Below are 6,166 nucleotides of genomic sequence, written 5' to 3' on the forward strand. Positions count from 1 at the left end.
CTTTTATTTGCTTATCGCAAAGCGAAGGGAGTTTTTCTTATGACCAGAAGAATTAATTGATGATTTTAGCTAAACACTTGAACAATAAGCTCTGATATAATGGAATAAATTAGCTATCCTGTTTTCTGTGGAGGTGAGACTATGAAAAAAATCGGGGTAGGTTTCTTACATGCATGGCTCTATGCAAAGCCAGTGAAGGATATGGCAATGCTTTGCATAGAGTTTAGAAACAATCACATTGCCAACGACGAATCGTAATATTCTGCTAACTGGCTTTGCCCCTTATTGAAATATTAAATAAGGAGTGAGCCTATGAAATATTCAAAAGCCGAGTCCATTTTTCCTGAAGAATTGCTACGTATCATTCAAGAATACGTTCAAGGTGAATTGGTTTATATCCCTAAACCCAAAGAGGCACATCTCAAATGGGGCGAGAAAACACACAGTAAGAGCAGAGTTTCTGCTCGAAACGCGGAGATTAAATCTTTGTTCCTCAATGGAGTCAGCTTAGATGAGTTGGCGGAACGATATTTCTTGTCCAGCGAAAGCATAAAGAAAATTGTCTATAAAAAGAACTAGGGCGTGTCTTGAAACCTACTGAAGTGCATCTTTTATTGCCTTTTCGCCCCCTGCTACGTCAGTTTCCCTTGACGTGCCCCGGCACGCCTGCAGAAAACTTCCTTGCTTGGAACGAAAATTCAGCAAAATCCGCTTTCTTCAGCGTTTTCAGACACGCCCTAATGAAAATCCGCTAAATCGTCGTTTCGACGGTTCAGCGGATTTTGTGCAAAGATGAATTAAATCAACTTATACATAGTAACTGCAGTTTTAAATCGATAGACTCAAGTTAAGGCTGTTGTGACGAATGACGGTCGGGCTTTAAGGAAGGGGTGTAACGAATGAACGAAGTCATTAAGAAGAAGTTAATGGACAGAAATGAACTGCTTATTAATATGGTAATCGAACGCGTAAAAAGAGATTTTCTTGACGATATCGCAATTATCGGGCTTACGGGCTCATTTAATACCGGTGACTTTCACGAGAAGAGCGATCTTGATCTAGTCATCATTAATAAAACAGATAAGGGCTGGGGAATATCCGATTGCTTCATCCTGGACGACGTTGGTTATGATATCTATTGCACACCATGGAATACAAAAATTCATGAGCAGTCCTCTTTGGAGAGTCCACACGTATCAAGTCTAACCGAGCTCAAGATACTCTACTATGCAAACCCTGAGGATTTGGAAAAATTCAATGACTTCCGGCGAAAAGCTCTGGATGCACTTGCGAATCCGATAGGAGAAGCTTGTCTTAACCGGGCGCTTAAATGGATCGATCTGGCTAAGCAAGCATATAGCGATGCGATGCTGGGTGAGGATATTGGTGCAGTACGACAGGCATCTGCCGACGTTCTCTGCAATCTGGTTAATGCTTTAGCCAGTATGAATAATACATGCATCAAACGAGGAATCAAGCGATATTTGCAAGAGTTACGTTCGTTTCGCTATGTACCGGATGATCTCGATTCCTTATACATGTCAATCATCGAAGCTCGTAGCATTGAAGAGATCCGAATAGCATCTTTTAGTATGTTGAAAAGTGTTGCGAGGTTACATAGCACAATGTGTGATCATTTCATTGTTAAGCCTGCTCCGACCTTTGAAAATCTGAAGGGGACATATGAAGAATTGTGGAGCAACTATCGCAATAAAGTCTTGAACAGTGTTACAAATAACGATGCTTCTTACGCCTTTCTTTCGGCCTCTGGGGCACAAGAGTACCTTGATTATATGGCTGTGGAGAATGGATCCAAGAAATTTGATCTTATGCAGTACTTTGATGCAAGTGATTTACAAGTTTTGCATGAGAATTTCCTAAAAGTAATGGATGAATATTTAGATGAGTATGATAAGGTCGGCAGAGAAGTCAAACGATTTACAACCTTCGAGCAATTATATGCCCATTATATGGATCAGTAGTCCTTCATCTTGGAGTGAAACATTCTGTCCGGTACCTTCAGCAACAGCAGAAACTTTTATGGAATGATTCAATCACGTCCGTAGGAAGTTTATTTTCACGAGAGGGAAAACCTGTGTTTTAGCTTAAAGGCGGCGAAAAGAGAGCACTGAAAAGATGAAAAAGTTTTAATATATGGGGGAGTATGATGAAAGCGACAATTCAACAAATAACACATACAAACAAAGAACAATTTGAAAACTTATTTAATTATTATCTCTATGAGCTTTCTGCATACTCGCAAGAGGATATTGGATCAAAAGGTACATTCGAAATGGAAGATATCTCGCCATATTACAGGGATGAACGGTTATATCCTTATTTCATTACGTTTAATGAAAAAATTGTTGGGTTTATTCTGGTTACATCCCCTCCTTATGTTGAAGAGGGAGTGGACTATTCGGTGCAGGAGCTATTTGTATTGCCCAAATACAGAGGCACAAATATAGCCAAAGATGCTGTCATGCAAATTTTCAAACTTTATTCCGGTCGGTACGAGGTGGGGATGTTCAAATCGAATTTAAAAGCTGTTAAGTTCTGGACAAAGTTGATATCAGCACTCGAAATTTCGGTCTCCGTAGAAGATAGCTTCGTTGAAATTGGAGGAAATATATTACAGACGTCCGGCATGAAATTCACGGTAGCCTGATAGTCTATCTGTAACTAGTATCAAAAGCGTCGTTGGATGAAGCCGACCGTTGCATTCTTTTTTTGCCGTTCAACCTCTATAACTAATAGGAAACGATAGATTAATTAACCGCCCTCTGCAGGGCGGTTATATTTTTAGCGGAAAATCGTCGTTGAGGATGAATATAGTCTTAATAATTCAATTTTCTACATTATTAAATATTTTATCTTCTATATTGTCAGAATTCATGAAATCTCAATGTAATGAATTAGTGTTAAATTAGTATTAAATGAGTGTGGCATTTGCTTTTGCTGCATTACCACTTGTCCAATAAAAAATGATGAAAATATGGACATATTCTCGTTGTGTTTTGCTATTAAACATGCTTTGAACTGGGTTGTAAATCGCTGAACTGGTTTGATTTGTTAAATAATACGAACGTTAATTGGGTGATATAGATATAACATTCGTTTTTATCGTTGACAAAATAGAAGCCCCCTCCTAAAATGGGTGATGGGAAACAAACAAAAAGCGCATACTAATTCGTATAATCCTGGGGATTGGCCCGGGAGTCTCTACGAGATCACCCTAATGATCTGGCTACGAAGAGGAGCAGGCTAAGCACATGAATTCTACATGACTGCGGTGGGACATCACCCGCGCACATTAGAATTTTTTTGTTCTTGGTCAACGGGCCGTGTGCCTGCTTCTGGTCAAGCTGAACTCTGGGGAATTTACTTCTCAGGGTACTTTGTCGTTTTTCAATATAGCTTCAACATCTCTAAGGAGGAGTTAGTGAATTATGGATCGTTTCTTTAAACTCAAAGAAAACGGAACAAATGTTAGAACGGAGATTGTTGCGGGGCTCACCACCTTTATGACAATGGCGTACATTCTTTTTGTAAACACATTGTTCTTGGGTCAAAATGGGGCAGGAATGTCCGATAATGCAGTATTTTTTGCGACAGCCGTTGGTGCTGGATTAATGACAATTATTATGGGGTTGTTCGTAAACGTTCCGATCGCACTCGCTCCGGGTATGGGATTGAATGCATACTTTATGACCGTAGTTTTGAGTTCGAATGGTGCGATTAGCTGGCAGGCGGCACTCGGTGCTGTATTCCTCTCGGGTATCGTATTTATTATTCTGACTGTAACTCGGGTTCGGCAAATGTTGCTCGTCGCGGTTCCGCAATCCATTAAAATGGCAATTACCGTAGGTATTGGTTTATTCATTACAATCATCGGTTTCAAACTAGCTAATCTGGTAGCAGTAACCGTGAATGTTGCACCGGATGCAGATTTGAGCCAGCCGATTCCAGGTAGCAGCTTTAACTTGTCTCTGGGGAACTTTGTAACTCACCATGATGCATTGCTTGCTTTGATTGGTCTGCTGCTGATCGCAGTCCTTATGGTAATGCGTGTTAAAGGTGCTTTGTTGATTGGTATCGTAGTAACAACACTGATTGGTATTCCGATGGGGGTAACCAATTTGAGTGGGCTGTCCAGCGCGAGCTGGCTGCCTAACTTCAGTGACCTGGCTGTCGGACAGCTTGATCTGAAAGGCGCTATAAGCCTGGGATTGTTCGAAATCATCTTTATTTTCACATTTGTTGAGCTGTTTGATACCTTTGGTACGATGGTTGGAACGGCAACACGTATGGGGATCATGAAGGATAAAGCTAAAGGTGAGAAAACGATTGGTAAAGCCATGCTCGTCGATGCAGTAGGTGTCAGCGCAGGTGCAGCACTGGGTACAAGTACGATCACGGCTTACGTTGAGAGTGCTTCAGGTGTTGAAGCTGGTGGACGTACAGGTTTAACCTCGGTAACGACAGGTTTGCTGTTCATTCTTGCTTTGTTTATTGCACCACTTGCTTTGGTTGTTCCTTCTGCTGCTACAGCTCCGGCACTGATTATCGTGGGAGTACTGATGATGAGCCAGGTTCGCAGCATTGAGTGGGATGATTTCCTGCAAGCTTTCCCGGCATTTCTTACCATTGTATTGATGCCATTTACGGGCGGGATTGCAAACGGTATTTCTGCAGGTATCGTATCCTACGTCATTTTAGCTGTATTCAGCAATCTGGTTACTGAACGTAAAGTGAAAGTACACTGGCTGATGTGGGTTCTCGCGATTATCGTTGTATGTCGTTACGTATTTATCGGTGGGGAATAGGTTTGGTTTGTATTGAAGAAAGCGGAGCTACGATATCACATCGAGCTTCGCTTTTTTGTTTCTTCTATATATAGAGGTTAAATTGTACGTAATAATTTTTTGATTTTGATTTGGAGATTTCATGCTTCTTTAAGCTGTATCAAAAATTTTTTAGGAGTAAGCTTCTTAGTATAGATAAATAGTATAGATAGATTATGGAAACGGATTATCATCCAAAAAAAATGGAGGAAGCGATATGAGTTATGATTTAATGGTTTTTGAGCCGCTTCATGCTCCAAGAGATAACGAGTCATCTATGCAATGGTATGGTGAGCAAATCAAACGGGCTGAGGATCATTCCTATTCGGACATCCGGGTGAGTTCGGAGCCGCTTCAACGTTTTTATAAAGAGTTGACGCTGTCTTTCCCTTCTATAGATCTGTAAGATGGGATTTTTGAAGCTATTGAAAAAGCAGGTACAGAACCCGGTTATCCGAATATTCAATTGGAAAAGAACTGATCTATGTGTCTTTTGCATGGGCTGTTGCCGAAGAGGCGTCTAACGTAATGCGTAAGTTGGCTAAGAATCAAGAAGTTGGCTTTTTTGATGTGAGTGGTTCGGATGGAGAAGTGATGTGGCCTCAATATTTCGCGTGGATGATCAGAATTCAGGTACAGGCAAATAAGATGAACAACTTACTTCAAGTAAATAAATGTAGATGGAGATAAAAGGACCTGAATTTTGGATACGTGCTTTTAGTGCTAATTGTATATAACTTCTGAATAGTGCGTAGAATATGGATGCCATGCATTTAATGTACATTGTTTTCTTGTAGCTGACAGGCAGGTTATAAGGATACAATAGGATATAAAAAAATGCTTGCAATCTGAAAATGTACATGGTATATTCTTATTCCGGCCAAGAAATCACTGATCATACGGTGCGGCAAGCGAATGATAAGCTCGAAAGAAACTTAAAAAAACAGCTTGCAAAGTTGGTTCGGACATGATATTATATAAGAGTTGCTGAGACGAACTGGTTTCGGCGGCGAGAATAAGTTTGATCTTTGAAAACTGAACAACGAGTGAGTGAAACATTCTGCTTGCAGAATGAACGTGAAGGTTTTGGTACATGCCATCCGGCTGTATGAAAACTGGAACGCAATTGAGATTTTTAATCTCGTCAGATTCAAAATGAGCTTATCGCTCTTTTCAATACCCCGATGAGTTGCACAGCGTTTAACCGCGCTGCGAAATTCATCTTTATTGGAGAGTTTGATCCTGGCTCAGGACGAACGCTGGCGGCATGCCTAATACATGCAAGTCGAGCGGACTTGAAGAGAAGCTTGCTTCTCTGACGG

The 6,166-nt window shown here is 40.7% G+C and carries 5 protein-coding genes, 1 rRNA gene and 1 riboswitch; all 6 genes read left to right on the plus strand.

All coding sequences use genetic code 11. The annotated features are described in order from the left end of the window. Positions 1-312: 312 nt before the first annotated feature. Positions 313-579: a CD3324 family protein gene (locus tag AB4Z30_RS24610; protein ID WP_441930067.1), complete on the plus strand. Its 267-nt coding sequence runs from the start codon at positions 313-315 to the stop codon at positions 577-579. Between the two features lie 320 nt (positions 580-899). After that, entirely contained in the window at positions 900-1,982 is a 1,083-nt protein-coding gene (locus AB4Z30_RS24615; RefSeq protein WP_441930068.1) for a nucleotidyltransferase domain-containing protein, read from the plus strand. 182 nt (positions 1,983-2,164) lie between these two features. Then, positions 2,165-2,668 carry a GNAT family N-acetyltransferase gene (locus AB4Z30_RS24620; protein WP_441930069.1) on the plus strand — a complete coding sequence of 168 codons (504 nt, stop codon included), beginning with the start codon at positions 2,165-2,167 and terminating at the stop codon, positions 2,666-2,668. A 502-nt stretch (positions 2,669-3,170) separates the two neighbouring features. After that, a riboswitch (purine riboswitch) is annotated at positions 3,171-3,270 on the plus strand. Positions 3,271-3,449: 179 nt separating this feature from the next. Further along, entirely contained in the window at positions 3,450-4,826 is a 1,377-nt protein-coding gene (locus AB4Z30_RS24625; protein WP_441930070.1) for an NCS2 family permease, read from the plus strand. 235 nt (positions 4,827-5,061) lie between these two features. Further along, entirely contained in the window at positions 5,062-5,250 is a 189-nt protein-coding gene (locus tag AB4Z30_RS24630; RefSeq protein WP_441930071.1) for a hypothetical protein, read from the plus strand. Between the two features lie 818 nt (positions 5,251-6,068). Next, positions 6,069-6,166, plus strand: a 16S ribosomal RNA gene (locus AB4Z30_RS24635); the annotation flags it as partial.

The sequence above is a fragment of the Paenibacillus sp. 2TAF8 genome, assembly GCF_052114825.1.
GTDB lineage: Bacteria > Bacillota > Bacilli > Paenibacillales > Paenibacillaceae > Paenibacillus.

Bases quoted from the DNA above. Each gene is read 5' to 3' on its own strand.
- AB4Z30_RS24620 (WP_441930069.1), top strand. From the start codon at position 2,165: ATGATGAAAGCGACAATTCAACAAATAACACATACAAACAAAGAACAA.
- AB4Z30_RS24615 (WP_441930068.1), top strand. From the start codon at position 900: ATGAACGAAGTCATTAAGAAGAAGTTAATGGACAGAAATGAACTGCTT.
- AB4Z30_RS24625 (WP_441930070.1), top strand. From the start codon at position 3,450: ATGGATCGTTTCTTTAAACTCAAAGAAAACGGAACAAATGTTAGAACG.
- AB4Z30_RS24630 (WP_441930071.1), top strand. From the start codon at position 5,062: ATGAGTTATGATTTAATGGTTTTTGAGCCGCTTCATGCTCCAAGAGAT.
- AB4Z30_RS24610 (WP_441930067.1), top strand. From the start codon at position 313: ATGAAATATTCAAAAGCCGAGTCCATTTTTCCTGAAGAATTGCTACGT.